Here is a 23,861-nt window from a genome sequence, read left to right on the forward strand (position 1 = left end):
GGGCAGCAGAACAGCTGCTGTGGGGGTGGTGGGTCCGCTGCCCGGGGTGCGGGTGGCGATGATGGCGGCCGCGATCAGGTCGCGGTGCCCGGAAAATGCGCAGTGCGGGCAGGTCAGGGTCCGCCCGCGGGGTTTCGGTACCCGTCGTAGGCAGGCGGGGCAGGTGGAGGAGGTGCCGCGTTCGTCGACGGGGTGGACGGTGATGCCGGCCTGGGTAGCTTTGTCTTCCAGGACCTGCATGAGGCGGCCGATCTGCCATTGCCGTAGCCGCAGGTTGTGCCGCCGCCCCGCATCGATGTCCAACACGCTGCGGGGGTCGCCGACGTGCAGCACCCCAACCCGCTGTTCTACGGCCCAGGAGACGACCTGGCGGGCGGCTTCGTGCTGGGCTTGGCGGACCCGCCGCTTGTGCCGGCCCTCCACCAACCGTGCCCGCCGCCGGTATTTCCGCCACCGCCGTGACCCTTTCTGCCCCGGCTTCGGCGCCCGCTGCGAAACAGAGCGGCGGCGGGTTTTCGTGTCAGCCAGGTGCACGCGGTGCTCGGCGCGGATCGCCCGCCCCGACACCAACAAACCCTCCCCATCCCGGCTGGCCACCGCATAGGGGTGGATGATCCCCAAATCGACTCCGGCCACCCTGGCCGGATCCGGTCCCTCACCCGGCGGATACGTCGCCACCGGCACTTCGGCGGTCACGTCCAGGAACAGGCGGCCGCCCTCACACAGCAGGGTGACCGACCGGACCTGCTTGACCGGATACGGCACCTCCCGCGCCAGGCGGATCCACAACGGCGGGCTGCCCTGCGCGGTCGGGACCCGCACCCGCCGCCCGTCGAGGGTGAAGGTGCCGTGATGCCAGCGCACCGGCATCAACGCCCGCCGACGGCGCGGGAACCGCGCCGACACGTCACCGTCCTTACGGGCTTTCGCCGCCGCGAACCAGGCATCGGAGAACCGGCGCAACACCGACCGGGCGCCGACCGAGTCCAGCTCACCAAACGTGCCCGGACCGGAAGAAGCCAGTCCCGGCACAACGCCTGATAACCGGTCAACGGCACGTCCCGGCGGCGGCGCCGCCACCCGTTGACCTCCAACACACACGCCCACACATCACCAGCCGAACGCAGCAGCCCGAAACACCGCCGCCGCTGCCCACCAGTCACCCGCACAGCAACACGAGCGGTCCGATACACCACCCGCGGCGCGGCAGGATCCCGACGACGAGGCACAACCACACCCAACCCGACGGGTACGACAGTTTCCCGGGGTGGCCTACCCGGCGAACGTTAGTGGTCAGCGCACTAGCAGTGGCCGGCGACGGGCCGGTCCCGCCCGTCACACCCGACATCGACTTGACAAGAAAGTTAACTAATCGGCACTCTTCTATGAGAGAGCGCTCTCTCCCGTCTCACACCGGCCCCGCACCCGCCGGGCCCGGCCGGAAGGAGATCGATGAACAAGCTCCTCGGGCTGCTCGCCACCGCAGTCCTCGCCGCCAGCCTGACCGCCCCACCCACCGCCGCCACGGCGCAACCACCACCAACCGCCGGCGCCGCCGACGCGACCGGTCTCACCCCCGGCATGGCCGAGGCCATGCGCCGGGACCTCGGGCTCACCGACCGTGAGGTGGCCGCCCGGCTCCGGGTCGAGGCCGGGGCGGCGGTGATCGACCGGCGGTTACGGACCCGACTGGGCCCGCGGTACGCCGGCTCCTGGCTGACCGGCGGCCGCCGGCTAACCGTGGCGGTCACCGACCCGGCGGCCGCCGCCACCGTCCGCGCCGAAGGCGCCGAGCCCCGGCTGGTCAACCACAGCCTGACCGCACTCGCCGCCGCCCGGGCCACCCTCGACCGGTACGCGGCACGCCATCGGCCGGCCGCCGATGTGCGCGGCTGGTACGCCGACACCGTCGGCAACTCCGTCGTCGTGCTGGTCGAGCCGGGCCACACGGCGGCGGCCGCGTCCTTCGTGGCGGCCAGCGGAGCACCCCGCGCCCTGGTCCGCTACGTGAGCGAGGCGGACGTGCCCCGGCTCGTGTACGACATCCGCGGCGGCGACCAGTTCGTGATCAACGGCAACGTGCTCTGCTCGGTGGGCTTCGCCGTCACGGGCGGATTCGTCACCGCCGGGCACTGCGGCGGCACCGGCAGCTCCACCCTCGGCTACAACAACGTGGCCCAGGGCACCTTCGCTGGCTCGTCCTTCCCCGGCAACGACTACGCGTGGGTACGCACCAACAGCAACTGGACCCCGCGACCGTGGGTCAACAACTACGCCGGCGGCAACGCGCCCGTGGCCGGCTCGCGGGACGCGGTGATCGGCAGCTCGGTGTGCCGCTCGGGCCGAACCACGGGCTGGCGATGCGGCACGATCCTCGGCCGGGACGAGACCGTCAACTACGCCCAGGGCCCGGTCTACGGGCTGACCCGCAGCAACGCCTGCGCTGAACCCGGCGACTCCGGCGGCTCCTGGCTCTCCGGCGACCAGGCCCAGGGCGTCACCTCCGGCGGCACCGGCAACTGCACGAACGGCGGCACCATGTGGTTCCAGCCGGTCAACGAGATCCTCGGCGTCTACGGGCTGTCGCTGACCACGACCGGCGGCGGGACGCGGATCATCAGCAACTGGAACAACCGGTGCATCGACGTGCCCTTCTCCAACTTCTCCGACGGCGTACCGCTGCAGACCTGGACCTGCAACGGCACCCTGGCGCAGAGCTGGACCTTCACCGGCGGCACGCTACGTACCCAGAACAACCTGTGCATGGACGTCGCCTGGGGCTCCCGCGACAACGGCGCAGTCATCCAGATCGCCTGGTGCAACGGCACCGGAGCCCAGCAGTTCGTCCTCTCCGCCGCCGGGGACCTGGTCAACCCGCAGGCCAACAAGTGCGTCGACATCAAGGACTGGAACAACTCCGACGGCGCCCGCCTGCAACTCTGGGACTGCGCGGGCACGGCCAACCAGAAGTGGCGCACCGGCTGAGTCCGGATCGCGGACCGGACCCGGCGGCGCTCGCCGCCGGGCCAACCGCGATCGTGCCCGCCGGCGTCCGCAGGTGAGCCAAACCACGCCGGCTTCCGCGATCGGCGATGTCCCGAAGCCCACACACCCCACCTGCCACCACCCGAGCCGATCACTCCACGATCGCTCTCTCCCGTCCCGTTCCACCGGAGGTGGTATCCATGCGTCTTCGAAGAAAGCTGCTCGCCGTCGCGTCCGCCCTGCTCGCCGGCGTCGCGGGCACCGTCGCCGCGACCCCGGCCCGCGCGGTCGGTCCGGCGTTGCTGCCCGTCACCGTCACCAACACCACCGGCCGCGCAGACCCGGTCTACCTGTACGTCATCGGCACCCAGTTGGCCACTGGCCGGCTCGGCTACGTCACCTCCGGCGGCACGTTCGTGCCCTGGACCGGCGGCCAGATCCCGCCGTCACCCGCGCCGGACGCCTCCATCCCGGGCCCCGGCACCGGCGGCAGCACCACCATCCAGTTCCCGCGCGGCTTCTCCGGTCGGGTCTACTTCGCCCTCGGGCAGAAGCTGAGGTTCTTCCTCACCCCGGACGGGCTGGTGCAGCCCGCCCCCTGGGCGGCCGGTGACGCCAACCGGGACATCCTCTTCGACTGGAGCGAATTCACCTACAACGACGCTGGGCTGTGGCTGAACAGCTCTCAGGTGGACATGTTCGCGGTGCCGCACGCGGTGACCGTGACCGGCGCCAACGGTGTCACCAAGCGGACCGGCGACCTGATGGCCAACGGACGCACCGCCGTCATTGACGGGATCCGCGCCCAGCCGGGCTGGGCCAACACCCTGCACACCCGCTCGGACGGGACCGTGCTACGGGTCCTGGCCCCCGGCAAGGCCGCCGGCGCCGGCCTGCTCAGCCCCACCTACCTCGACTCCTACATCGCCGCCGCGTGGAACGCGTACACCACGAAGACGCTGACCGTGGTCCCCTTCACCGACCAGCCGACCACCCGGTACTACGGGCGGACCTCGGGCAGCACCATGACCTTCACCAACGGCAGCGGTCAGGTGGTCGCCTCCTTCAACCGGCCCTCCTCGGCCAGCGTCTGGGGCTGCGACGGCGACCTGCCCGCGCCGAACGACCAGGTGGTCGGCCCGATCTCGCGTACGCTCTGCGCCGCGCTGAACCGGGGCACGCTCGGCACGATCGATACCCAACCCAGCACCAACGCCGCCGACTTCTACCGCAGCAACCCGACCAACCAGTACGCCCGGCTGATCCACGCCAACATGGCCGACGGCAAGGCGTACGCGTTCGCCTTCGACGACGTCGGCGGCTTTGAGTCCCTGGTCCACGACGGCGACCCCCGCGCCGCCGGGCTGATCCTGAGCCCGTTCACCGGCGGCGGTGGCAGCCCCGGCACCGGGGTGGCCGTGGTCAGCAACTGGAACAACAAGTGCATCGACGTGCCGAGCGGCAACTTCGTCGACCGCGCCCAGCTGCAGATGTGGCCCTGCAACGGCACCAACGCGCAGAAGTGGACGTTCACCGGCACGGCCCTGCAGAGCCAGAACAACAAGTGCATGGACGTCGACGCCGGGTCCACCGCCAACGGCGCGGTCGTCCAGCTCTACACCTGCAACGGCACCGGCGCCCAGCAGTTCACCCTCAACGCGGCCGGCGACCTGGTCAACCTCCAGGCCAACAAGTGTGTCGACATCAAGGACTGGAACGGCAGCGACGGCGCGAAGCTCCAGATCTGGGACTGCGCGGGCACGGCCAACCAGAAGTGGCACAAGGGCTGACGACCTCGACGGCCACCTCATCGCACTGCCGGCGGCCGGGTCCGGTAGGCGACCCGGCCGGCGGCGCAGTCGTTCAGCAGCGGGGCACGTTGGGGATGTAGCGCTTGCGCTCCGCTGCCGTGCTCGCCGTGGCCGTGTTTCAGGAGTGGAGAGCAGGGAGGTTCCTGGTACGCCGATCCTGAAGCCGCAGTGCCACCATCGTCCACCGGCGCAAGATCCAGGTGGCGTGGAACAGCGTCGTCGAGGAGATCCTCGGCCACGGCGGCGCCGTCCTCGAGCCGGTCCCGTGACCGCCGTTCAACCGGGTTTGACGCGGATCAGGTGCGGGGTAGATGCCACCGCGTCAGCAACGGCGACGGCTCACGGAGCTGAGGGAGAAGGCAGGTCAGTCAGTGGTGAACTCACAGCCCAGGCCGACCATGTCGAGGACGGCGACCGTTATCCGGGACGGCCTGCGCAGCACCATAGTGCCCCCGCCTGCGACGACCCGCCGGCGGGCCGTCAACAGCGCCGTGACTCCGGCGGCACAGAAGAAGCTGACCCGGCTCAGGTCGAGCACCAGCACGGGGGGCGGCTGGCTCGCCATCAGGCTGTCGACAACATCCACCAGCCGGCCGACGGTGTCCATGTCGAGCGGCCCGGTGACCTCCACCACGATTGCCGGGCCGTCCCGGACGACCGCGAGGGACAGAAGTGGCTCTCGGGTGGTGGCATCCGACGGCTGGAAGCGAGGTGCGTGATGCACGGACATGAAGCGCTCCTCGGTGAGGAGATCAGGGGACCGGGTCTGCGCCGGTGCCCGACGTCAGCGGGCGGCACTGGTCCTGGGCTCATGTCCGAACCCACCCCGACCCTAACCGGCTCCCACCCGATCCGCACCTGCCCGTCCCGAGCAACCAGTCACGAATTCCGCGTTCAGGAGGTAACGGTGGTGTCCCCTGCTGCTGATTTCCCTCTGGCCTCGGCCTACAGCCAATTGCTGGCCCTGCTCGCCGATTCGCTCCACGTCGACGTGTTCCTCGACCAGGTCGTCAAGGTCGCGGCGGAGGTCATCTCCCCGGCCGTGGCGTGCGGGCTGACGATGCGCCGGGACGGCGGTGCCTTCACCGTCGCCGGCAGCGACGACCTCGCCGCCAGGGCCGACGAGATCCAGTACGGGGCCGACGAGGGACCGTGCCTCGACGCCCTGCGCCGGGAACAGGTCGTCGAGGTCGTCGACCTGCGCGAGGACCGACGCTGGCCCAGGTATCGGGAACACGCGCTCCGGCTGGGCATCGTCAGCTCCCTGTCGCTGCCGATGACGATCGATCGCGAGACCGTCGGCGCGTTGAACCTCTACGCCACCCAGCCCGCCGCCTTCACCCAAACGGCACGCCGGCGCGCCCTGGCATTCACCGACCAGGCGACAGCGGCGCTGACCGTCATCCTGCGCCAAGCCGACCAGTCGCTGCTGCACCAGCAGCTCACCGACGCGATGGCCTCCCGCAGCATTATCGACCAGGCCCTCGGGGTGCTGATGGGCCAACAGCGGTGCACCGCCAAGGAGGCGTTCGCTCTGCTCCGCCAGGCGTCCCAGCACCGCAACCGCAAGCTGCGCGACGTCGCTGCACAGATCATCAAGCAGATCAGCGGCGAGGATCCCCCACCGGCTCCCGAATTCGCGGCACCGAGCCCGCAGTCATGATCAGGTAGTGAGTTCAGCTGCCCCGTGTTCGTCGGCTGACACCCGTGCCGGCGGGCGCGGTCACCGCTACGCGGGCGGTGCGGACGCTGTCTCCCCGGGCAGGCTGCAAGGAAGCCTTCCCAGGTGAAAGTGCGTTGTCTGCCGACCTGAAGATCTGGTGGGATTGGCGACCTATGGAGAACTTGAAGATCAAGGCCATCGACCTGCGCCCGCTGACCAGGCACGAGGCCTCGCGCGTAGCAGCCGGGAAGCCGGGTGGGCAGGACAACTGGGCTGAGGGGTTCCCGCGCGCGGAGGACTCAGGTCCGTGCGCGCGCCTGGTCGCAGCGACGGTGGACCCAGGCCCGTTCGGGGTGTATCTGATCGTGCCGCGAAGCAGCGGTCAGGTCGTCGGCTCCGCCGGCTTCTACGGTCCGCCATCGGAGTCTGGCGAAGTGACCATCGGTTACGGGATGGTCGAGTCGGCCTGGGGTAACGGATACGGCACCGCAGCGGTGGCGGGACTGATCGAGGTCTGCCACGCATACAGCGGGGTCACCACGGTCAACGCCGACACCGACCTGGAGAACATCGCCTCCCAGCGAGTGTTGGAGAAGAACGGGTTCGAAAGGGTGCGAGCCACCGAAACCCACTGTTACTTCGCGCTGAAGCTGGTCGCTTAGCCGATGCGCCTGCATCCGGCGCTCCTCGTGGCCAGGCCGGCGGCCGATGCCGATGCCGGCAATTGTCAATCCCGCGGGTCATGACCTTGTCGGGTCACCAACCCGGTGAACGTTCATGGGCGGCGTACGAGGCGGCCAACATGAGTTCCACCGCGCCGGTCACCGCGAGGTGGCGGGCGGTCTCGGCTCGGATGCCCGTGGCGGCAAGCACTTCCCGCTGCTCGCTGGTGTAGCCGATGCAGTCGAGAAAGACCACGTCGGCTCCCCCCGCGGCGACCCGTCGTCCGGCGGCCGCTACCTCGTCGAGTCCAGCCGTATAGGGGTCTACGGCCGCCGCGATGACCGAGCGGCCCAAGCGCCCTTCCCACCGTTGCCGGATGTCCGTCAGCTGCTCTGGCACGGGGCACAGCACGCCCAACCGACCTTCGCCGACGAGCCGCCCCATGAGCTCGTGGGCGAGGTCCTCCGCGTGAAGCACCGGCACCGACGCCGGGCCGTGCTCGACACGGCCGGTGCACAGCACGAGGACGGCCCGGCACCGATCCGCTACGCACCGTCGGATGGCGTCGTCGAGTGCCGGGGCGATGCTCGTCGCGCCGAGCCGGACGCGCGAACCGTCCCGTAGCCGGGAGACGAGGGTGCGCTCGCCGGTGCGTGGTTCGAGCCGGGCGATGCCGTCCGCGTCGAGGAGGTCCAGCGCGCCGTGTTCGACCCAGTCGACGCCGTTGAGGGCGGCCTCGACGTCGGGGATGAGGTCGGTGCGGGGTGCCTGGCCGATCGTGACGAGACCGAGCCTCGGCCTCACGTAACTCGCCCGGCCCACATCCGGCACGTGCATCACGCCACCGCCTTCTCGGGCAGGTTCGCGGCCGCGACGCCACGCTCGACGATACGGCGTCGCACGGCCCGGTCGACCCGGGCGTTGGGGTCCGCGATCGGGATCGCGGCGAGGAGTGCCTTGGTGTAGGGGTGTTGCGGCGCCGTGAAGATCTGCTCGACGGTGCCCTGCTCGACGACGCGGCCCTGGCTCATGACGACGATCTCGTCGGCCATCATCTCGACGACGGACAGGTCGTGCGAGATGAAGACGTAGGTGAGCCCGAGGTCTCGCTGCAGTTGCTTCATGAGGTCGAGCACCTGGGCCTGCACCGACACGTCGAGTGCCGATACGGGCTCGTCGCAGACGACGAGGCTCGGGTTGAGGATGAGGGCCCGCGCGATGCCGATGCGCTGGCGCTGGCCCCCGGAGAACTCGTGCGGGAACCGGTCGATGTGTTCCTCCCCCAGGCCGACCGTCTCGAGGACCTCGACGATGCGGGCGCGGATGGCCGCGTCGTCGAGGTCCGTGTGCAGCCGCAGCGGCTCGGCGAGGGCCCGGTGGATGGTCCACCGCGGGTCGAGTGAGGCGTACGTGTCCTGGAAGACGATCTGCATCTGGGAGCGGAGGCGGCGCAACTCGTCGTCACTGGCCGCGAGGAGGTCTGCCCCGTTGAAGGTCACCGTCCCTGAGGTCGGCTCGTGCAGGCGTAGCAGGGCCCGGCCGGTTGTCGACTTGCCCGAACCGGATTCGCCCACGATGGCGAGGGTGCGGCCACGGCGGACCCGGAAGGACACGCCGTCGACCGCCGTGATGGTGGCGGCAGGACGTCCCAGACGGCGGCGTCGCCCGGTGAAGACCTTCGTCAGGTCGGTGACCTCGAGCAGCACCGGCGCGTCGTCGTCGGGTGCCTCGGCGGGAGCGTCCGTGGGTGCCTCGACCCGAACCGGCCCGGAGCCGTCGTGCGCCAGGCTTTCCTCGGCGAGCGCCTCGACCGCCTCGATGACGTGCTCGTTGGCGGAGGGGATGAAGCTGAGCAGCCGTTTCGTGTAGTCGGCCCGCGGCGCGGTGAAAAGCTGCTCCGTCGGCGCCGTCTCCTGCAGCTCACCGCCGTACATCACGGCGACCCGCTGGCAGGTTTGGGCGACGACACCGAGGTCGTGCGTGATGAGCAGGACCGCCGTCCCGTGCTGCTCCTGCAGGTCCATGATGAGGTCGAGGATCTGCAGCTGGGTCGTCACGTCGAGCGCCGTGGTCGGCTCGTCGGCGATGAGCAGTTTGGGCTCGCACGCCATGGCCATGGCGATCATGACGCGTTGGCGCATCCCCCCGGACAGCTCGTGCGGGTAGCCCGCGAGGACGCGTGCGGTGTTGCGGATCCCCACCATGTCGAGCAGTTGCCCCGCTCGGTCGGCCGCTTGCCGTCGGCTGAGGCGCAGGTGCTGGCGCAACGGCTCGGTGAGCTGGTCGCGGATGGTGAAGACCGGGTTGAGCGCGGTCATCGGCTCCTGGAAGATCGTCGCGATGTCCTTGCCGCGGATCTCGCGCATCTTCCGGTCCGACAGGGCGGCGAGGTCGCGCCCGTCGAAGCGGATGTGCCCGCCGGTGATGTGCGCCTGCCGCGCCGGCAGCAATCCCGTGATCGACATGGCGGTGACGCTCTTGCCCGAGCCCGACTCGCCGACCAGCCCGACCATCTCGCCGCGCGCGATGGTCAGGTCGAGGCCCCGGACCGGATGGATCGGGCCGCGGGACGTGTCGATGCGGATCGAGAGGTTCTCGATCGACAGCAGAGTCTCAGCCATGTCCGTGCTCCTTGGTTCCGTATGCCGCTGGGCTCGGTCTCGCGCGCCCGTTCAGGCGTGCGCGGGGACCTGTCCGGTCGTCTGCAGGTGGGTGGCCGGGCCGTAGAGGCTCTCGAGGAGCGCCGCCTGGGCCTGGTCGTGGAAGGAGACCGCACCCGCGGTGAAGCCCTTGGCGACCTCGACGGCGAAGCGGGCGGCCAGTGCGATGTCCACCTCGTGGCTCGCGCCGGTCGCGCAGCCGGCAACGGGCGTCACCGTGGTGATGGCGACACCGACGACGGGCGCGGCCGTCGCGACGGCCGGCTGGAGGATGGAGTTGAGGTGGTAGAGGCCGTTGCCGTACGGCGTGATGTCCTGCGTCGACAGCGGGAACACGACGGCGGGCTCACCTGACACGGTCTCGAGGATGCCGATGAGGTCGGCGCTCGCCGGGAGGATGTAGCCGGCGCGGACTGTCGGGGAGATGGCGATGCCGCGGTGGTTGATGAGGCGGTTGCCCTTGGTGGTGTCGATGGACAGCACGGCGTCCATCTCGGAGGTGACCTCGTGCTCGTTCATCGCGGTGATGTCGACGGGCGAGTCCATGAAGGGCACGGGGTCGTGTGGACGGGTCGGCGCGTCGGGGCAGATGTGCGTCGAGATGACGACGTCGCCGGGCAGGACATCGCCGCGGGCGTGCATCGCGAGGAGCTTGGCGGCCGCGGCGACGGCGGCGGTGGCCCCGTCGCCGTCGGACACGTAGCCGATGAGTTCCGGCCGGGCGCCGATGCCGCCGAGGCGCCCGACGACACCGAGCGTCGGGGCGTCGCCGCCGGCGGTCTTGCCGCGGCTGCCCGGGACGGTGACGCGGATGAAGTCGGTCGAGCCCCGCTCGCCCGTCACCGTCTCAACGGTGATCGAGCAGGCGTCGTCGCCGAGGGTACGCAGATGCGCGGCGACGAGATCACCCGATGCGTCGGGACGGTCGAGGAGGTCGAGGGCCGTGAGGACGTGGGACAGCACGATCATTCGCTTTCGACAGCGGTCTCGGCGACGCCGAGGTACCGGAGGGTGGTCAGGGCATAGGTCTTCGCGGCGAGGACGACGTCGGCGACTGGTGCCTTCTCGTCGAAGCCGTGGATGGTGGCCAGCTCGGCCGGTCCGTACTGGAGCACGGGGATGCCGTGGCTGCGGAAGGTGCGGGCGTCGGAGGACGCCCACTGGAGCACGCCCTCGGTGGTGGGGTCTCCGGTCAGTTCGCGCAGGGCAGCGACGAGCTCGGTGACGATGGGGTCGCTGGGCAGCGTCCAGTTCGGTTCGCTGCAGAAGCCGATCGGCTCGATCGTCGCCTCGACGCCCGCCTCGGCGAGCAGCTCGTCGACCCGGGCGAGGACCTCGGCGCGCGACAACCCGATCGGCACCCGGGTGTCGACCTCGACGACGCACCGGTCGGCGACGACGTTGGAGGACGTACCGCCGCGAATCGTGCCGATGTTGACGGTGACGTGCTCGAAGACGGCACCGATGCCGGGAGCGTAGCCCTCGCGCTCCTCGGCGAACGTCTTCGAGCTCTCGATGAGGTCGAGCACGTCCTCGGGCGCGGACGGTTTCATGTCCCAGAGCTGTTGCAGGGCGATCACGGCCCGGGCCGCGAGGAGGTTCGCGTTGACGCCATGCAGCGGCTGGAGACTGCCGTGCCCCGGCTTGCCGTCGATCGTCATGCGGAACCAGTTGCTGCCCTTCTGGCCGATCGTCGGGTGCGTCCGTTCGGCGGGCTCGGCGATGATCGCGCCGGTCGCGCCGTCGAGGACCCCCTGGTCAAGGAGCCAGTCCGCGCCCCGCGAGCCGCCCTGCTCCTCGTCGGGGACCGCCGCGAGCGACAGCCTCCCGGCCAGCGGGACACCGAGGCGGTGGAGGACGACGAGCGTGTGGATGACGCCGGCGAGACCGGCCTTCATGTCGCTCGCCCCGCGACCGCGGAGATAGCCGTCGACGACGTCACCCGCGAAGGGTGGGAACGTCCAGCGGCTGAGGTCACCGACGGGGACGACGTCGGTGTGACCGGCGAGCACGAGGTGCCGCGCCGTGGTGGGGTCGCCGTCCACCGCGGCGTTGCTCGCGGCACGGTGGACGACGATGCTGAGGCGACCATCGCCCGCGTCGTGGACCTCGGGGTCGAGGCCCTCGGCGCGGAGGTGGTCGGCGATGAAGGTGCCGACGGCCGTGCAGTCCCCCGGGGGGTTCTCGCTCGGGATCCGGATGAGGTCTCCGGCGAGCGTCAGCAGTTCGTCCCGGGTGCGCTCGATCTCGTCGAGGACTCGGGTCTCCCAGTCGGAGGATGTCGGGGTCACGTCAGGCTCCAGGTGTCGTGTTCACGTGGGGGGCGTCGGATTCGTGATGGTGCGCGGGGAGGCGGCCGCTGGGCGCGGCTGGATGGCAGCGGGCCCAGCGGCCCGCCTCCCCTGCTCGGCGTCAGCCCTTGTTGCTCAACTGGAAGAAGCGGATGATTCCGTCGGGGTACGAGGTGTACCCCTGCACGCCCGCGCGCTCCGCGACGACGATGTTGTATTCGTACAGGTACGCCCACGGCGCCTGGGTGTTGATGATCTCCTGCGCCTTGCCGTACAGGTCGTTGCGGACGTTCTGGTCCGGCTCGGTCGAGGCCTGCTTCCAGAGCTTGTCGACCTCGGGGTTGTTGAAGTTGACGTAGTTGCTCGTGCCGTCGCTGGTCAGCAGGAGGCCGAGGTGGTAGCCCGGGTCGTTGACGAACGAGGTCCAGCGGCTGATGTAGCTCTGCACCTTCTTCGTCGCGAGCGCCTCGAGGAACTGCGGACGCGCCATCTTGTGGATGTTCATCGTCACGCCGATCTTCGCCAGCTCGGCCTGGATGAGCACGGCGTCGTCCGACCAGTCGTCGAAGCCGCTGCCGAGGGTGAAGTCGAAGCTGAAGCCGTTGGGGTAGCCGGCCTCCGCGAGGAGCGCCTTGGCCTTGTCGAGGTCGTGGGAGTAGACGTAGCTGGCGTCGGTGAAGCCCGGGGTCGAGCTGGCCACGGACGAGCGCATCGGCGACGCCTGGCCCTTCATGACGTCGCTGATGAGCTTGTCGTACGGGATCGCGTACGACACGGCCTGGCGGACCTTCGGGTTGTCGAACGGCTTGATGGCGTTGTTCATCGCGAAGAAGAGGATCTTGTTGCTGGCGCGGGAGTCGATGACCACGCCGGGCTGCTTCGACAGGGTGTCGACGTCCTTCGCCGGCACCTCGAGCGCGAGGTCGACCTCGCCCTTGGTGAGGAGCTGGACGCGGTTGCTCGCCTCGCCGATGAACTTCGTGTTGACCTTGCGCAGGGCCGGCTTCTCGCCCCAGTACGTGTCATTGCGCTCGAGCACGGCCTCGGTCGCCGGGTCCCACTTCGTCACCCGGTAAGGGCCGGAGCCCGCGGTGTGGGTGTCGAGCCAGGCGGCGCCACCCTCGGCGTTGACCTTGTCGATGTTGATGATCGAGAACGAGTACATCGGCAGGATCTGGAGGAAGAGGTGGTTCGGCGCGGTGAGGTCGATCTTCACGGTGCGCGGGTCGGTCGCCGTCACCGTGCCGATGCCGGCCATGCCGTACAGGAAGCTCGCCGACTTGGACTTCTTGATGAAGTCGAACGACTTGACGACGTCGTCGGAGTCGAGGGCCGAGCCGTCCTCGAACTTCACGCCCTGCCGGAGGGTGAAGGTGTAGCTCTTCGCGTCGTCGCTGACCTTCCACGACTCGGCGAGCATCGGCACGATCTTGTCCGTCTTGGCGGTCGGCTTGCCGTTCGTCGTCGTGCGGTCGTACGTGACGAGCTGGTCGTAGGCGGCCACGACGAACGTGTCGGAGGTGACGTCGTTGGCCTCGGCGGGGTTGAGGGTCTTGCCGCCCTCGGAGTAGGCGGCAACGAGGGTGTCCTTGGCGGCCGCACCGTCACGCGAGGAGCCGCCCTGGTTGGCGTTGGCTCCGCAGCCGGCTGCGGTGAAGATGACGGCGACCGCGGCGGCCAGGGTGGCCTTGCGCTTCACGCTGTTCTCCTTTGGTTTGGGGGATGCGATGCAGGGGGTGGGCGGGCTGGCGTCCATGGCAGACCCGAAGCGAGTCATCGGCTCGTCCGCAGGCGCGGGTCGAGGACGTCGCGAAGGCCGTCGCCGATGAGGTTGAAGCCGAGAATCGAGGTGGCGATGGCGAGGCCGGGGAAGATGGTCATCCACCACTCGCCGCTGATGATGTAGCCACGGCCGTCCGAGATCATGACGCCCCACTCCGGCGTCGGCGGCTGCGCGCCGAGGCCGATGAAGCTGAGCGAGGCGGCCGTGAGGATCGCGTAGCCCATGCCGAGAGTCGCCCGGACGAGGATCGGGGCAACCGTGTTCGGGATGATGTGGCGGGTGAGGATCGTCCGATCCCGCAGGCCGATGGCCCGCCCCGCCTCGACGAAGTCACGCTCCCGCAGCGAGCGGGTCTGGCTGTAGACGATGCGGGCGAACTCGGGGATGCCGACGACGCCCACGGCGATCATCGCGCTGGCCAGGCCCGGGCCGAGGGCGGCGGCGATCGCCATGGCCAGTACGAGCGACGGGAAGGCGAGGAGCACATCCATCACCCGCATGAGCACCGCGCCCACCACCCCGCCGAGGAAGCCGGAGATGGCGCCGATCGGGACACCGATGAGCAGCGAGATCCCGACGGCGATGAGCCCGGTCCAGAGAGAGATCCGCCCGCCGGCCAGGACCCGGGCGAGGATGTCGCGGCCGAAGTTGTCCGTGCCGAACAGGTGCGCGGCGGAGGGCGGTTCGAGGAGCCCGCCGGCTCCGGTGGCGGTGGGCGAGTACGGCAGCAGGCCAGCCACGAGAGCGCCGATGGTCCAGATCGCGATGAAGACGAGACCGACCATCGCCAGGCGGTTGCGGACCAGGAGCCGCCAGGCCGTCGTAGGCCTCGACCCCGCCGGGTCGGGCGACCCGGTCCGCAGGCCGCTCGCAGCGGCGGACACAGTGGTGTCAGGCATTCTCGATCCTCGGGTCCAGTCGGGCGTTGAGCAGATCGACGCAGAGGTTGACCGTCAGGTAGATGGCTGCGGCGAGCAGCGTGAAGGCCTGGACCGGGGCATAGTCGGTGGCGAGCACGGACTGGACGACGTAGAAGCCGATGCCTGGCCAGCTGAAGACGGTCTCGGTGATGACCGCGCCGCCGAGGAGTTGGCCGAACTGGAGGCCGACCACCGTCACGACGACGGGGGCAGCGTTCTTCAGCGCGTGCTTGAGGATGACCTTGGCCGGCGGCAGGCCCTTGGAGCGCGCGGTGCGCACGTAGTCCTGGTTGATCACCTCGAGCATCTCGGACCGGGTCATCCGGGCGATGATCGCCGTGCTGCCGGTGGCGAGGCACAGGGCCGGCCAAATAATGTGGGCCAGCGACGACTTCAGCGCGACCATGTCACCGGTCAGGAGCGAGTCGAGGACGTAGAGGCCCGTGATCGACGTCGGTGGGTTCACGTCCTGGGCGATGCGGCCCAGCGGGGCTGGCTCCCACCCGAGCCTGTTGTAGAAGACGAAGATCACGATGAGGGCGAGCCAGAAGAGCGGCATCGACGCCCCGATCAGCGAGAAGATGCGGCTGGCGTGGTCGACAGGTCGGTCGCGGCGCGTCGCGCTGATGACACCGATGGGGACCCCCAGGAGCAGCGCGATGAAGATCGCCACGATGGCGAGTTCGATCGTCGCCGGCAGCCGGGAGGCGAAGTCCGTGAGGACGGGCTGGCCGGTGTGCCACGCGAATCCGAAGTCTCCGGCGAAGAGGCCGCGCACGTAGGAGACGAACTGAGCGACCAGTGGCTGGTCGAGGCCCATCTCGGCGCGGATCTTGTCGACGGTCGCCGGGTCAGCCTGCTCCCCAGCGAGAGTCCGGGCCGGGTCACCGGGCAGGACGCGGGTGAGCAGGAAGATGCACAGCACGACGCCGAAGAGTGCCGGGATCATCGCGAGGACTCGTCGCACCACGTGGTTCACGGCCACCTCCAATCTGCGCTTCGTTGGGTCTGACCTGGTCTCGGCGCCCAGGATTCGCTCGCCCGTCATCCTTCAGCAATACTTTCTCTGTATTTGAGAGGGCATCCCTGATCGGCTCCGGGTGCGGTAGGTTCTCACCCGTCCCGCCCATCCCGGAGGACCCATGTCAGACACGGGCGCTCGCCCCCGCTCGCCGCTCCAGACCGTGGACCGCGCCCTGGAGGTCCTGCTGTCGTTCACCGAGCGGCGCCGCGACTGGGGCGTCATGGAGCTTGCCGAGGCCTTCGGCATCGACAAGTCGACCGCGCAGCGGATCCTCGCCGCACTCGCCGCCCGCGGCTTCCTCAGCGCCGACCCGGTGTCCCGGCGCTACAGCCTCGGCCCAACGATGTGGCGGATGGCCGCCGTCTGGGAGCGCACGGGAGGCCTGGCCGCCCTGGCGCACCGGGTGCTGGAGCCGCTCGCCTTCCAGACCGACCGCACGGCCCTCTTCGCCGTCCCGGACGGGCTTCACGTCCGGTGCGTCGCGGCCGTCGACGGCGGCGGACCGCTGCGCAGTCATCCGCTCGTCGGCGAGCTGTACCCGGCCAACGCCGGGGCCACCTCCCGCGGCTACTTCGCCTTCCTTGACGGCAACGAGCGGCGCGCCCTCATCTCCGGGCGGGTCTTCGCGACATTCACCGAGCTGACAAGGGTCGACGAGCATGAGCTCGAACGGCTCTTCGTCGAGGCCGTCGCGCAGGGGTACGCCTACTCCGAGGGCGAATACGACTACGCCACCCGGGCGCTCGCCGTTCCCATCGTGCTCAGAGGGCGGCCCGTCGGCTCACTCAGCCTCGGCGAGAGCAAGTATCCGGCGCGTTCCGACGACATCCGCGACCACCTGCCCGCACTGCAGGCCGCGGCGGAGCAACTGTCCGCCCTGCTCGACAACCGGGCGAGCTCGGCCGCCGTAGCCCGGCAGACCAAGCCGACCCGAGCCCACTGAGCGCCACCCCATTGAGCTAGACCGACCACCGCGAGGAGACACCCATGCCCCAGGGCCACCAGAACCTCCTGCTCCTGTCCAACTCGACAGCCCCCGGGCGGGCCTACCTCGAGCACGCGCGCGACGCGATCCTCGAGACACTCGACGGCCTGCGCTCCATCGTGTTCGTCCCGTTCGCACTGGCGGACCACGACGCCTACACCAAGACGGTCCGTGGTGCCATGGAGCCGCTCGGCATCACCGTCCGCGGAGCACACGAAGGCACGCCGCGAGACCTGGTCGCCAGCGCCGAGGCCGTCTTCGTCGGCGGCGGCAACACCTTCCGCCTCGTCAAGGCCATCCACGAGCTCGGCCTGATCGACATCGTGCGCGCCCGAGTATCCGAGGGAATGCCCTACCTCGGGTCGAGCGCCGGCACCAACGTCGCGACGCCGAGCCTGCGTACGACGAACGACATGCCCATCGTCCAGCCGCCGTCGTTCGAGACCTTCGGCCTCGTGCCCTTCCAGATCAACCCCCACTACCTCGACCCGGAACCGGCCTCGACACACCAGGGCGAGACCCGGGAGGAACGGCTCACCCAGTTCCTCGAGGAGAACGACGTCCCGGTGCTCGCCATGCGCGAGGGCACCTGGCTGCGGGTACGCGACGGTGCCATGCGGCTCGATGGCGTGGCCGCGGGCGCGCGAATCTTCTGCCGAGGGTCCGAGCCGGTCGAGGTTCCGAGCGGCGCCGACGTGACCTGGCTCGTCGAGAGGGTGGGTTCGTTCGATATCCACCGTTGAGGTCGATCAGTCGGACCTATTGGGGTAAAAGAGACGAACGGTCGGGTCAGCGCCGGCTTCGCGCCGGAACAGGTACTCCTCTCCATGATCCACGACCGCCTGCCCCAGCCGGGCGCTACCGCCAGCCTCGTACTCGACGGCTTGGCTGACCGGCACCGGTCAGTGATCATGCTTCGGTGAGTCAGTACTTCCAGGTTGGCGACCTGGTCCTGTGGAACCCCTCCAACCGCGTGGCGGAGCTCTTCGTCCGTACCAGTGAGGCAGTCGCCCCGCTGGTGGCCACGCCAAGCGGGATCGGTGCGATGGACGCCGACGAGTACGAAGTTGATCTGGACGTCTTTGTCGGCTTCGTTGACGCCTTGGTCAAGCAATACCTGTCCTCCAGCCACGCGATTCTGAGGTCTCTGCTGGAGGGCTTCCTCGCCACCGCACTCGTTCTTGTCGATCGCGCCGGCAGCACTGTGCCCTCGCTGCACGCACCTGCCACGCTGGACCCACGGGATGTCTCGGTAGGCACCGGCGGAATCGGCGCGCTGGGCGACCCGGTCCGTCTGCGGGAACTTGCCGACGCTCTGGCCCACGCCATGCCACGCTGACGCGACACACCACCATCTGGCAAGGGCTGACTGCTACTCGCCTCAAACGCACGCTCATCGCTGTTCGGAACGGCGAGCAGCCAGCGCCGCCGACACGCCGCGTGCCGCACGGAACGCGGCAGATGACGACGGCGGTGGCTTGCGTGGGCCGGCAGCTGGGCCGTAGCGCCTCGCACTAGGTCGCGTTCGGCTCAGGGTCGGCCCCGGCCCATTCCACGACGACATTTGTCCAAGACTGATGGTCGGCAGCCCATGCATCATCCCCCGCATGAGTGAGTACGACGTTGAGCACCCGCATGGGATGCACGTGGTCCACGACGGCCCGCAGCAGGCGCCGCCGCTGTTGCTCATCCACGGATCGGGGGCCTCGGGCGCCTCCTGGAGCCCCGTGGTGCACGCACTGGCCGCCCACCATCACGTCATCCGGGTCGACCTCCCGGGCTGCGGCCAGTCCCCGCCCGCGCTGTCATACGACGTGCCCGCACAGGCGGACCGGGTGGCGGCGCTGCTCGACGACCTCGACCTTCGTCCGGTCACCGTCGTCGGGCACTCCAGCGGCGGCTACCTCGCCACTGCGCTTGCCGAACAGCGCCCCGACCTGGTGAGGTCGCTCGCGCTGGTCAGCACCGGCCCGAGTCCCGATGCGCTCCTTCCACAGCCGGTCCTCCTTCGAGTCCTGCTGGCCCCGCCTCTCGGCCCGCTGCTCTGGTGGAGGCGTTCGGACGCGATGATCCGCAGGGGGATAAGCGCGACATGCGCTCGCCCGGTGGACATCCCGAGCGACCTGGTCGCCGACCTACGGGCCATCACGTACCGCGCGATGAGGACGGTGCTGCGCCGGAACACCGCGTACATCACCGAGCGGAGCGTGCCCGAGCGTCTGGCCGCCCTCGATGTCCCCGTACTGGTAATCTTCGGCGCTGCCGACCCCCGCTGGGAGCCGTCCTCGGCGCACCAGTACGACGCGCTGCCGACCGCCCGGGTCGAACTGCTGCCCGGCGTCGGGCACATACCCATGCTCGAGGCGCCCGAGACGACCAGCAAACTGCTGCTGGGCTTCACGGCAACAGCCGCTGACACCCCGCCCGTGATCCCTCACGCATAGACTGGCCACGTGCTGCCGACCGGGACACCACCCGACTGGGCGTCGGTGGAAGTCGCAGTCCCGCGCCCGTCAGGTCGGCTGCCGGGGATCAGCATGGCCGGGTTCCGCCAACGTATCCCCGCACTCGTGGACATCGCCATGGTCGCGCACCCATCCGTCACCCTGCTCGTCGACCTGAGCGAGGGAGACGGCCTCGTCTACGACACCCAGGGCCGGCACGAGCGCGGCAGTGTCGTCGTCGGGCTCCTCCCCGGCGATCTTCGAGCAACTGGCCGGGGGGTCGGCGAGTGCCTCCAGATCCGGCTGGAGCCGATCGCGGCGGCTGCGGTGCTCGGCGCATCGGCCGAGCTCAGCGGGATGATCGTATCCCTCGAAGATGTCTGGGGCCGCGACGCCGGGCGAGCCGAGGACAGGCTACGTGCCGCCACGTCGTGGGACGAACGGTTCACGATCGCGCAGGAAATCCTCGGCCGACGGCTGGGTGCCCGCCCACCGGTCGATCCTGAGGTCGCCTACACCTGGCAGCGGACGCTCACCAGCCGAGGGCGGGTACGGGTCGACGGCCTGGCGGACGAGGTCGGCTGGAGCCGCAAGCGCCTGTGGTCCCGCTTCCGGTCCCATCTCGGCATCACACCCAAACGCGCCGCCCGACTGGTGCGGTTCGACCACGCTGCCCACCTTCTCGCGGCGGGCCGCGCCGTCGCCAGCGTTGCCACTGATTGCGGCTACGTCGACCAGTCCCACCTCCACCGCGAGGTCAAGGCGTTCGCCGGGCTTACGCCCACGGCCGTGGCCGTCGCACCATGGCTGGCGATTGACGACGTTGCGTGGCCGGCCTCATCGCCAACACGGAGCCCTGTGACGGGTGGCGACCGCCTCCCCGACCTTCGTTGAACAGCACTCTCATCGGCTACTTGTGAGTGCGCCCACGGCGCTCAGGTGCCACCGACCGTAACCAGGGCGACTCAGCGACCAAGGCCAGCTGTCGTGCATGTGCTAAATGCGCATCCGCCAAGCATGTAGTCGCCGCAGACTCACTGATTAGCTCAGGCGGTGCACCCACACCACGGCTTTGGTCGGCCACCCGCCGGTTCCGTGTAGGTCGATGATGCCGAGTTCCACCCGCTGCCCGTACGAGTCAGCAGCCAGGCAGGTCGGGCGACTGCCCTGATGGTCGGCGCCGGAGGCGTCCGTCCATGGCACCTCGCCCAGCAACACCAGGCCCTCGCCCTCGCGGTGACCGTTGTCGGCCGAGAACCCGATCGCCGTGCCGTCCATGTTGATCGCAGTCACCACACCCCGCACAATCGCCGGCCGACCACGATCTCCGACGGTCTGCCACATCACCGTTCCGGTCACCACGACAGCGGCAACCAGGACCACCGCCACCCATACCGGGATACGCACGGGTCTGGCCAGGACGGACGACAAACGGACCGCAGCAGGAATCATCGCCGCACTCTACGGCTCGCGGTCGACGGCAGTTGAGGATGACCTGGCTGTGGGAGGTGCGGCAATCAGCCGTGGCTGTCTCCCCGCGATCGGCGGAAGTAGGAGACCGTGGTCACGGCGAGCAGCACCGCCCCAATGAAGAAATAGGTGTTGATCCCAAGGCCGGCCCAGAGCTCAGCCGTGGAGATGTCTTCCGCCCCCACAAAGCCGCCTCGGCGGATGCCTGTAGCCATCAGCAGGTTTTCGACCATCCCGGGAACCCCTCGGACGACGAGTAGCGCGCTGCCGAACCACAGCGACGTGAGGAGCACCCACCGAGGGACCCGTCGTCCCCATGGCCGGACGGTGGCTACCACGACAGCCGCCCCGACAGCCGACATGAGGATGAGAGTGATGTTGAAGATCACGTACGCCCTCAGGCCCCAAGGTCCGTCGCCGGTCGGATCGTCACCGGGGAGGAACACCGCTACCACGTGAGACACGACGAAAAAGATCAGCCAGGCGAACGTGCCGTACGCCCAACGAGGGCTGCCGTGAACTCTCATCCCACCAAGATCGTCGCCTCGGGCGCCATGACGCCTCCCATACTGAAGGGATCCATCTCCCCCACTGGAGGGAGGCTCGAATTTTCGGGCACACCCGACCTGGCACGACCGCGACCAGCGGCATGCGCCCCGAACTGATGACCTAGTGCTCGCGGGCGGCGGGCGAGTCGGAATGCGGTTGGCCGTCGACCACGGTGGACATGCTCAATTCGGCACGACCGCGCACCGGACGCCGCCGCTCACATGTCACGTACCGTGACGCCCGGTCGGCGGCATATCCGGATACCTGTGAGGTGCACTGCTTCAAGACGGACGGCGGCGGGTTGCCGCGTGTGGGTGAGTCACGCTGGACCGCCTGGAGCGTCAGGCAGCGCGAACCAGCGGCCTTCAACCACCTCGCGTAGGTGACCCTCGCCGGCAAGATGGGTACAGGCCGCCTCGATGTCCTCATTGTTGTAGCCGTCATCTGCGGCTTCGTCAAGGAACCAGCGAATGCGCCAAGCATCGAACGCTTCAACCTCGCGCCCGAGCAAGGGGTCGGTGACCAGATCGACGTCGACCTCCCTGCCATCGGAGCTGATCATCCGGCACCCCGCGCCGTGGACGGTGTACTCGATTCCGCTACGGGTGACACCTTCCCTGGGCAACTCTCGACGCGAGCGGACCACTGCCAGAAGGTCCGCGATGTCCGCGACGGGGAACAAATCGGCGAGCAGCTGACCACGTATCTCGCGCAGGGCAGCGGCGAAGCGCAGCACAGCGCCAACCGACGGAAGGTCCCGGGCCATGCGGCCCAGTATGAGTGTCCTCCCACGCCCTCTGGCGGACCGACCACGAATTCCGCGTCGCCGCCACGTGTGATCATCTCGCCGGGCACTGGGCATCCGCTGATCGGGGCCCGGGGTCGTGATCCGACACCCTCACCCTTCGCGGCTACAACGATAGGCTGCGTCGATGCGCCTGGCCGTTCTCGGACCACCCGGCTCTGGTCGGGAGACTATCGCCGGCTCCATCGCCGCGAGTCTCGGCGTTCCCTGCCTCAGTCTGGCGGACGCCGTCCAAGCCGAGATGCGGGCGAAAACCCCTGCCGCGCTCCAGGCCCTAAAGCATATGAACGCTGGTGAACTCGTACCAGACCATGTTCTCCTGTCCATGGTCCGTAACCGCCTCACCCAGCCCGACGTCGCCGCCGGCTTCGTCCTCGACGGCTTCCCCAACCATGCCGTCACCGCGGTGGCGCTCGACGCCGTGTTGTTCGACCTCGGCACACTCATCGACCGAGCAATCGACCTCGTCCTGCCCGACGCCGAGGTCGTTCGCCGCCTGGCCGGCCGTCGCACCTGTCGCGGCTGCGGCAGAACCTGGCACACCGAGTTCGCTGCCCCAGCGCGCCCCAGCGTCTGCGACCGCTGTGGAGGCGAACTGTTCCAGCGCCACGACGACAACCCCGACCGCATCACCGCGGGCCTACAGTCCTACCGACCAGCCGCGGCAGCCACACTCAATCACTACCGCGCATCAGGCAAGCTGACCTCCATCGACGCCACCCTCACACCGGCGGAGATCACCGCCAAGGCACTCGGATGACCCGAGGCCCAGGCAGCGGCATCGCCGTCATGACCACGCGGATCTCGGCTCCGCGCATGCGGACCCACTGCGGCGTGCCCCCGGGGTATCCAGAGAGCAGTACACGCGGTTCGGCACCGCCACGTTCGCCGTGGGTGTGGGATCGACGGCCAGCCGCCGCGTTGCGGAGCCAAACCCCGCCGCTACCCACGGGGTAACGGCCGAGCTCCTGGCGAATGTCTGCGGGCCGAACATGTAGCTCTCATGACGGAAGTGCACTCAATTCGGTATGACCGGCCGCCGTGCCTCGTCACGAAGCGCGGCGCCGGACACGGCCGGGTAGCGACGGCGTATCGCTGCTGCCGCCGCCCCTCAGAACCAGGGTGTGAGCCGGTGGTGTCATGGTGATCCATTGGTCAGCAAGAGCATCAGGATGTCGCCGCGGTGCAGGTAGGTGGCAGTGTCGTTCGGGCCGCCGTCGAAGTAGGCGGCGTCTGATTGCGGCGGCTGGTCGCTGTAGTAGCCGGTGAGGTACATGAAGTCTGGGTGCACAGACCAGCACGACCAGCGTCTCTAATCAGCTTAGTGATCCTGAGTCGGATTGGGTTTCCGGGATCGTTTCCCACCGTGGCGGGGTCGCGTGGGCGTGGAAGTGGAATCCAGCGCCCAGGGCGGCTCCGCGTGGCTGGTGGCCGGTGGTGGGTGCGCTGATCGTGTTCACGCCCTGGTGCCGGTGGGCTGCGCGGGGCAGCCTCCGGTCCGTTGGTGCGTGTCCCTCCGGACGCTTACCCGCCCGGCTGTGGGGCCGGGTGGGGGAGGGTGCCCTGCGTCGCCTGGGCGCGGGGCGTGATGACTTGCGCCGGGTGGGACCAGCCTTCGACCGGTCGGCCCGGTGGCTCTTCGTGATGACCGCGGAGGCTTCGAGTTTGCCGACCACGCCGCGGATGACCATGTGCCCGCTGGCCTTGTCGATGACGGTCTTCGCCTGATGGGTCAGGCCGCGGGCGGCGATGCGCCGCCATGCCCCGTGGTCGCGGTCGCCTTGCCAGCGGCAGGACTGGTTAGGGCA

24 protein-coding genes are annotated in these 23,861 nt (G+C 69.3%); 10 read left to right on the forward strand and 14 right to left on the reverse strand.

The genetic code is table 11. The features are described 5' to 3' along the window. Positions 1 to 1,080 (reverse strand): RNA-guided endonuclease TnpB family protein (locus FXF52_RS34415; RefSeq protein ID WP_148803538.1); only part of this gene is annotated, 1,080 nt, incomplete at its 3' end. Positions 1,081 to 1,452: 372 nt separating this feature from the next. On the opposite strand from FXF52_RS34415, the gene FXF52_RS34420 reads away from it, so the two are divergent. Beyond that, complete coding sequence (locus tag FXF52_RS34420) at positions 1,453 to 2,985, forward strand: ricin-type beta-trefoil lectin domain protein (protein WP_255472677.1); 1,533 nt, start codon at positions 1,453 to 1,455, stop codon at positions 2,983 to 2,985. A 200-nt stretch (positions 2,986 to 3,185) separates the two neighbouring features. Next, the gene (locus FXF52_RS34425) at positions 3,186 to 4,775 is read left to right on the forward strand and encodes a beta-1,3-glucanase family protein (protein WP_148803539.1); all 1,590 of its coding nucleotides are present in this window, start codon (positions 3,186 to 3,188) and stop codon (positions 4,773 to 4,775) included. A gap of 385 nt (positions 4,776 to 5,160) precedes the next feature. Here FXF52_RS34425 and FXF52_RS34430 read toward each other — a convergent pair whose 3' ends face one another. Then, a complete protein-coding gene (locus FXF52_RS34430; RefSeq protein ID WP_148803540.1) occupies positions 5,161 to 5,526 on the reverse strand; it encodes an STAS domain-containing protein in 366 nt (121 codons plus the stop codon). 177 nt (positions 5,527 to 5,703) lie between these two features. Here FXF52_RS34430 and FXF52_RS34435 point away from each other — a divergent pair, with 177 nt between their 5' ends. Together FXF52_RS34435 and FXF52_RS34440 are read left to right on the forward strand one after the other, a co-directional pair. Then, a complete protein-coding gene (locus FXF52_RS34435) occupies positions 5,704 to 6,459 on the forward strand; it encodes a GAF and ANTAR domain-containing protein (RefSeq protein ID WP_187413893.1) in 756 nt (251 codons plus the stop codon). A gap of 134 nt (positions 6,460 to 6,593) precedes the next feature. After that, positions 6,594 to 7,121 (forward strand): GNAT family N-acetyltransferase, encoded by a 528-nt coding sequence (locus tag FXF52_RS34440; protein ID WP_148803542.1) that lies wholly within the window; start codon positions 6,594 to 6,596, stop codon positions 7,119 to 7,121. Positions 7,122 to 7,215: 94 nt separating this feature from the next. Here FXF52_RS34440 and FXF52_RS34445 read toward each other — a convergent pair whose 3' ends face one another. The 7 genes from FXF52_RS34445 to FXF52_RS34475 all read right to left on the reverse strand — a co-directional run bounded on the left by FXF52_RS34445 (position 7,216) and on the right by FXF52_RS34475 (position 15,755). After that, positions 7,216 to 7,926, reverse strand: coding sequence for an AroM family protein (locus FXF52_RS34445; protein ID WP_187413894.1), 711 nt, complete (start codon positions 7,924 to 7,926; stop codon positions 7,216 to 7,218). 32 nt (positions 7,927 to 7,958) lie between these two features. Further along, on the reverse strand, positions 7,959 to 9,743 hold the full coding sequence (locus FXF52_RS34450; protein WP_148803545.1) for an ABC transporter ATP-binding protein: 1,785 nt from the start codon (positions 9,741 to 9,743) through the stop codon (positions 7,959 to 7,961). Between the two features lie 51 nt (positions 9,744 to 9,794). Further along, positions 9,795 to 10,751 carry a DUF1177 domain-containing protein gene (locus FXF52_RS34455; protein WP_222870835.1) on the reverse strand — a complete coding sequence of 319 codons (957 nt, stop codon included), beginning with the start codon at positions 10,749 to 10,751 and terminating at the stop codon, positions 9,795 to 9,797. Then, a complete protein-coding gene (locus FXF52_RS34460; RefSeq protein ID WP_148803547.1) occupies positions 10,748 to 12,073 on the reverse strand; it encodes a M20 family metallopeptidase in 1,326 nt (441 codons plus the stop codon). The genes FXF52_RS34455 and FXF52_RS34460 overlap by 4 nt, the downstream gene beginning before the upstream one ends. A 121-nt stretch (positions 12,074 to 12,194) precedes the next feature. After that, on the reverse strand, positions 12,195 to 13,772 hold the full coding sequence (locus FXF52_RS34465) for an ABC transporter substrate-binding protein (protein WP_222870836.1): 1,578 nt from the start codon (positions 13,770 to 13,772) through the stop codon (positions 12,195 to 12,197). A 74-nt stretch (positions 13,773 to 13,846) separates the two neighbouring features. Next, a complete protein-coding gene (locus tag FXF52_RS34470) occupies positions 13,847 to 14,755 on the reverse strand; it encodes an ABC transporter permease (protein WP_148803549.1) in 909 nt (302 codons plus the stop codon). Next, on the reverse strand, positions 14,748 to 15,755 hold the full coding sequence (locus tag FXF52_RS34475; protein ID WP_222870837.1) for an ABC transporter permease: 1,008 nt from the start codon (positions 15,753 to 15,755) through the stop codon (positions 14,748 to 14,750). Before FXF52_RS34475 ends, FXF52_RS34470 begins: the two co-directional genes overlap by 8 nt. 163 nt (positions 15,756 to 15,918) lie before the next feature. Here FXF52_RS34475 and FXF52_RS34480 point away from each other — a divergent pair, with 163 nt between their 5' ends. From FXF52_RS34480 to FXF52_RS34500, 5 genes are all read left to right on the forward strand, one after another. Beyond that, complete coding sequence (locus FXF52_RS34480; RefSeq protein WP_148803553.1) at positions 15,919 to 16,743, forward strand: IclR family transcriptional regulator; 825 nt, start codon at positions 15,919 to 15,921, stop codon at positions 16,741 to 16,743. Positions 16,744 to 16,787: 44 nt separating this feature from the next. Further along, positions 16,788 to 17,528 (forward strand): dipeptidase PepE, encoded by a 741-nt coding sequence (gene pepE, locus FXF52_RS34485; protein ID WP_148803555.1) that lies wholly within the window; start codon positions 16,788 to 16,790, stop codon positions 17,526 to 17,528. 176 nt (positions 17,529 to 17,704) lie between these two features. Then, positions 17,705 to 18,124, forward strand: coding sequence for a DUF6086 family protein (locus FXF52_RS34490; protein WP_148803557.1), 420 nt, complete (start codon positions 17,705 to 17,707; stop codon positions 18,122 to 18,124). Between the two features lie 268 nt (positions 18,125 to 18,392). Continuing rightward, entirely contained in the window at positions 18,393 to 19,229 is an 837-nt protein-coding gene (locus tag FXF52_RS34495; RefSeq protein ID WP_187413895.1) for an alpha/beta fold hydrolase, read from the forward strand. 126 nt (positions 19,230 to 19,355) lie between these two features. Beyond that, entirely contained in the window at positions 19,356 to 20,123 is a 768-nt protein-coding gene (locus FXF52_RS34500) for a helix-turn-helix domain-containing protein (RefSeq protein WP_319993812.1), read from the forward strand. Between the two features lie 147 nt (positions 20,124 to 20,270). On the opposite strand, the gene FXF52_RS34505 is transcribed toward FXF52_RS34500, so the two are convergent. The 3 genes from FXF52_RS34505 to FXF52_RS34515 all read right to left on the reverse strand — a co-directional run bounded on the left by FXF52_RS34505 (position 20,271) and on the right by FXF52_RS34515 (position 22,014). Next, positions 20,271 to 20,525: a hypothetical protein gene (locus tag FXF52_RS34505; RefSeq protein WP_148803561.1), complete on the reverse strand. Its 255-nt coding sequence runs from the start codon at positions 20,523 to 20,525 to the stop codon at positions 20,271 to 20,273. 221 nt (positions 20,526 to 20,746) lie between these two features. Beyond that, positions 20,747 to 21,226, reverse strand: a complete 480-nt coding sequence (locus FXF52_RS34510) for a DUF3995 domain-containing protein (protein WP_148803563.1) — start codon at positions 21,224 to 21,226, stop codon at positions 20,747 to 20,749. Positions 21,227 to 21,567: 341 nt separating this feature from the next. Beyond that, complete coding sequence (locus tag FXF52_RS34515; protein WP_148803564.1) at positions 21,568 to 22,014, reverse strand: hypothetical protein; 447 nt, start codon at positions 22,012 to 22,014, stop codon at positions 21,568 to 21,570. 166 nt (positions 22,015 to 22,180) lie between these two features. On the opposite strand from FXF52_RS34515, the gene FXF52_RS34520 reads away from it, so the two are divergent. Continuing rightward, entirely contained in the window at positions 22,181 to 22,813 is a 633-nt protein-coding gene (locus FXF52_RS34520; protein ID WP_148803567.1) for a nucleoside monophosphate kinase, read from the forward strand. Positions 22,814 to 23,191: 378 nt separating this feature from the next. Here FXF52_RS34520 and FXF52_RS42065 read toward each other — a convergent pair whose 3' ends face one another. Continuing rightward, positions 23,192 to 23,329 (reverse strand): hypothetical protein, encoded by a 138-nt coding sequence (locus FXF52_RS42065; RefSeq protein WP_187413896.1) that lies wholly within the window; start codon positions 23,327 to 23,329, stop codon positions 23,192 to 23,194. A 40-nt stretch (positions 23,330 to 23,369) separates the two neighbouring features. After that, a partial coding sequence (locus FXF52_RS42650) for a hypothetical protein (RefSeq protein ID WP_370518064.1) occupies positions 23,370 to 23,861 on the reverse strand: 492 nt, incomplete at its 5' end.

This window comes from Micromonospora sp. MP36, assembly GCF_008119785.1.
GTDB lineage: Bacteria > Actinomycetota > Actinomycetes > Mycobacteriales > Micromonosporaceae > Micromonospora.

Coding starts and splice junctions, on each gene's coding strand:
- FXF52_RS34510 (WP_148803563.1), bottom strand. CDS start 21,226: ATGAGAGTTCACGGCAGCCCTCGTTGGGCGTACGGCACGTTCGCCTGG.
- FXF52_RS34470 (WP_148803549.1), bottom strand. CDS start 14,755: ATGCCTGACACCACTGTGTCCGCCGCTGCGAGCGGCCTGCGGACCGGG.
- FXF52_RS34455 (WP_222870835.1), bottom strand. CDS start 10,751: ATGATCGTGCTGTCCCACGTCCTCACGGCCCTCGACCTCCTCGACCGT.
- FXF52_RS34420 (WP_255472677.1), top strand. CDS start 1,453: ATGAACAAGCTCCTCGGGCTGCTCGCCACCGCAGTCCTCGCCGCCAGC.
- FXF52_RS34520 (WP_148803567.1), top strand. CDS start 22,181: ATGCGCCTGGCCGTTCTCGGACCACCCGGCTCTGGTCGGGAGACTATC.
- FXF52_RS34480 (WP_148803553.1), top strand. CDS start 15,919: ATGTCAGACACGGGCGCTCGCCCCCGCTCGCCGCTCCAGACCGTGGAC.
- pepE (WP_148803555.1), top strand. CDS start 16,788: ATGCCCCAGGGCCACCAGAACCTCCTGCTCCTGTCCAACTCGACAGCC.
- FXF52_RS42065 (WP_187413896.1), bottom strand. CDS start 23,329: ATGTACCTCACCGGCTACTACAGCGACCAGCCGCCGCAATCAGACGCC.
- FXF52_RS34515 (WP_148803564.1), bottom strand. CDS start 22,014: ATGGCCCGGGACCTTCCGTCGGTTGGCGCTGTGCTGCGCTTCGCCGCT.
- FXF52_RS34450 (WP_148803545.1), bottom strand. CDS start 9,743: ATGGCTGAGACTCTGCTGTCGATCGAGAACCTCTCGATCCGCATCGAC.
- FXF52_RS34495 (WP_187413895.1), top strand. CDS start 18,393: ATGAGTGAGTACGACGTTGAGCACCCGCATGGGATGCACGTGGTCCAC.
- FXF52_RS34430 (WP_148803540.1), bottom strand. CDS start 5,526: ATGTCCGTGCATCACGCACCTCGCTTCCAGCCGTCGGATGCCACCACC.
- FXF52_RS34425 (WP_148803539.1), top strand. CDS start 3,186: ATGCGTCTTCGAAGAAAGCTGCTCGCCGTCGCGTCCGCCCTGCTCGCC.